3 protein-coding genes are annotated in these 2,512 nt (G+C 66.2%); all 3 read right to left on the bottom strand.

Features of this window, described 5'->3' with window-relative positions; translation table 11 throughout:
• Positions 1-62: 62 nt before the first annotated feature.
• The 3 genes from tnpC to ACSFA8_RS27115 are packed head-to-tail and all read right to left on the bottom strand — an operon-like array spanning position 63 to position 2,427.
• Positions 63-1,640: an IS66 family transposase gene (gene tnpC / locus ACSFA8_RS27125; protein WP_435482556.1), complete on the bottom strand. Its 1,578-nt coding sequence runs from the start codon at positions 1,638-1,640 to the stop codon at positions 63-65.
• Positions 1,641-1,657: 17 nt separating this feature from the next.
• Positions 1,658-2,008: an IS66 family insertion sequence element accessory protein TnpB gene (gene tnpB, locus ACSFA8_RS27120; protein WP_435482555.1), complete on the bottom strand. Its 351-nt coding sequence runs from the start codon at positions 2,006-2,008 to the stop codon at positions 1,658-1,660.
• Complete coding sequence (locus tag ACSFA8_RS27115) at positions 1,984-2,427, bottom strand: transposase (RefSeq protein WP_435482554.1); 444 nt, start codon at positions 2,425-2,427, stop codon at positions 1,984-1,986. The genes tnpB and ACSFA8_RS27115 overlap by 25 nt, the downstream gene beginning before the upstream one ends.
• Positions 2,428-2,512 lie beyond the last annotated feature (85 nt).

Below are 2,512 nucleotides of genomic sequence, written 5' to 3'. Positions count from 1 at the left end.
CGTAAGCCGTCAATAAACCACGCCCTTGTGCGCGGAGTCGGAACCGATGCGCGCAGCGCGGCCTATGCTGCGCTGAGTTCGATGTTCCAGGGCAGCAGCGCCTCGTAATCGTCGACGGTCTGCGCCAGCGGCAGCTTCTTGAACAACGCGACGAGGTACCGATAGGGCTCGACGTTGTTGGCCTTGGCGGTCTCGATGAGCGAATAAAGATTGGCACTGGCGTTCGCGCCGCCCACGGTGTCAGCGAACAACCACGACCTTCTTCCAACGACGAAGGGCCGGATCGCGTTCTCCACCGGATTGGAGTCCAGCGGCCAGGTGCCGTTTTCCAGGAACCGCACCAGCTTGGGCCACTGCCCGTGCAGGTAGTGCAGTGCCTCGCCCAGCAGGCTCGACGGTGCAACGGCGTGCAGGTGCGTGAGCAGCAACCGCTCGATCTCGCGCACGACCGCGGCGCTGTAGCGCGAGCGCAGCCGCAGCCGACGCGCGGGCGTCCAGTCCTTGGCCAATGCCTCCGCACGGTACAGCTTGCCAATGAGCCGCACGAACCGGGTCGCGAGCTGGTCGGGTGAACGCGCTGCCTTCGGTATGGCCTCCTCGGCCTTGATCAGCGGTCGACGCGCGTGAACCCAACACCCAAGATGCGTGAGGCCGCCGGCCTTCGCGATGCCGTTGTAGACCTCGTAGCCGTCGCTCATGAGTGTGGTGCCGGGGCGGATGCCGGCATACAGCTTCTCGGCGTGCACGGCGCCGCGCCCCGGTGCATAGGCAAACAGCCGCACCGGTGGTCCGGTGGCGTTCATCTGCGCCCACATGTAGCTCTTGGTCTGCGCTTTGCGCCCGGGCTCCTTGAGCACCTGAACCGTGGTCTCGTCGCCGTAGATCAGGTCCGAGTCGAGCAGGTAGTCGCGCAGCAGGTTGATGACGGGCTGCACGGCCCGGCCGATGCGCACGACGCCGGCGGCCAGCGTGTTGCTCACGATGTCGCCACCGAAGCGGCGCAGCAATGCGGCCGTGCGATACAGCGGCATGCCGAACTGGTACTTGCCGGTGATGACCCAGGCCTGGGCGGCCTCGGTGAGCAGCCCGCGCGGGATGATGCGCGCCGGCGTCGGTGCGATCTTCAGGCTCTGGTCGCAGCAGGGGCAGGCGTACTTGATGCGGTGGTGCTGGAGCACGCGGACCTGCTCGGGGATGACGTGCATCTGCTCGCTGACCTCGGCGCCGATCTCCACCAGCGCGTGCCCGTCATGGGCGCACACGCGCTCGGCCTCGGGCAGCTCGTGGCGCACGATCTCGCGCGGCAGTGCGGGGTCCAGCGGCTTGCGACCGCGCTTCTTGCGCGGATGGCCGGCGACCGGCGTCGATTCCTCTTCGTCGGTCTCGGCCTGCGGCGTTTGATCAGTGGGCGCGAGTGCTTCGGCCTCGTTGAGGAACAGGTCCTTCTGATCGGTGCCGCGGGCCTCGCTCTTGGCCGCGAAGAGCTGGCGCTGCAACGACTTCAGCCGCTCCAGTGCGAGGTCCCGCTCGGTGGTGGCCACCCGCAGCGCACCGGCCAGCGCATCGCGCTCGGCAATGAGCGCGGCGAGCTCTTCAGCGGTGATGGTGGCAAGCGACGACACGCCAGCTTGGATCGGCATGCCCCATCATTGTTCCTTCAAGCGACGCTGGAATAGCGCAGATGGTGGTGGCGCTGCACCACTGCGATGTCGATGCCCTCCAGCAACCAGTGCAACTGCTCGGCTGTCAGCGTGGGAACCGCATCGGCCGAAGGCCAGACGAACTTGTCCTTCTCAAGACGCTTGAGCAGCAGCCAGAAGCCGTTGCGCTCCCAGCCCAGGATCTTCACCCGGTCGCGCCGGCGGTTGCTGAACACGTACGCGCACGAGGCGAACGGATCCAGGCCAAGGGCCTGTTCCACCAGGATCGCCAGGCCATTGATGTTCAGCCGGAAGTCCACCGGCTCGCGATGCAGGTAGACCTTCAGTCCTTCGTCGAAGCGGAACACCGCAGCCTCCCGAACGCCTCGATCACTTCGCCGACGTTGCGCAGATCGACGCCGCGAAGGTCGATCGCAACACCATTGGGCAAGCGTGCCTGCACGTCCAACACGGCGGCGATGTCGTCGACGCTTCGGGCCACAATCGGCGAGGCTGGCGGCAACGAAACCGCCACGAACGTCGCAGGCGCCGGCACCACGCTGGCAATGGCCTTGCGCGGACGACCGCCATGGCCATGCTCGCGAAGCCATCGACCAACCTGGTTGGCATTGACACCGCACTCGCGCGCCAGGCGCGACACCGAGGCGCCTGGCTGCCGGCACAGTGCCACCAACTCCGACTTCGCCGCTTCGTCGTACACGCTGCGTCCGTCGCTCTTGTGCCCCACCACCAGCCGGCGCTTGAGGTCTTCCAAATCGTCTGTCATTTACGTTCCCACGTTCATCTATGTGGGAACGTAGGCTGTCAGGTCACAGCCCGCGGCTCAAGGACGTGGTTTATTGATCGCATAC

It is taken from the genome of Variovorax nitratireducens, from assembly GCF_051216545.1.
In the GTDB taxonomy this organism is placed as follows: domain Bacteria; phylum Pseudomonadota; class Gammaproteobacteria; order Burkholderiales; family Burkholderiaceae_C; genus Variovorax.
This window is presented reverse-complemented; position numbering and strand designations above follow the sequence as displayed.

Excerpts from the sequence above, each read along its gene's own strand:
- ACSFA8_RS27115 (WP_435482554.1), bottom strand. The coding sequence starts at position 2,427 with ATGACAGACGATTTGGAAGACCTCAAGCGCCGGCTGGTGGTGGGGCAC.
- tnpC (WP_435482556.1), bottom strand. The coding sequence starts at position 1,640 with ATGCCGATCCAAGCTGGCGTGTCGTCGCTTGCCACCATCACCGCTGAA.